This window comes from Oceanobacillus saliphilus (assembly GCF_023522835.1).
Lineage (GTDB): Bacteria > Bacillota > Bacilli > Bacillales > Amphibacillaceae > Oceanobacillus > Oceanobacillus saliphilus.
This window is the reverse complement of the sequence record NZ_JALCZU010000067.1, coordinates 1-281: the sequence shown is the minus strand read 5'-3', so window position 1 is coordinate 281 and position 281 is coordinate 1. Positions and strand designations below refer to the sequence as shown.

The following is a 281-nucleotide window of genomic DNA, read 5'->3' as shown; positions in this document are numbered from 1 at the left end:
GCAATCAGACCATCACCATGATCGTGCGCGCGCTGGCGCTGCATCAGGTTGAACCCGGCAACTTTTCGTTTCTGATTGCGCGCGAACTGGGCGTGGCGCTGCTTAACGGCCTGTTCTGGGGCGGCATCATGGGCGGCGTGACCTGGCTGATGTACGACAACCTGCAACTGGGCGGCGTGATGATGCTGGCGATGGTACTGAATCTGCTGCTGGCGGCGCTGATGGGCGTGCTGATTCCGCTGATTATGACCAAACTCAAACGCGACCCGGCGGTCGGCTCC

At 61.2% G+C, this 281-nt stretch carries 1 protein-coding gene; it reads left to right on the top strand.

Annotation, left to right across the window (positions count from 1 at the left end; translation table 11 throughout):
* Positions 1-281: magnesium transporter (locus MN204_RS20470; protein WP_249872900.1), on the top strand; the 281-nt coding region annotated here is incomplete at both ends.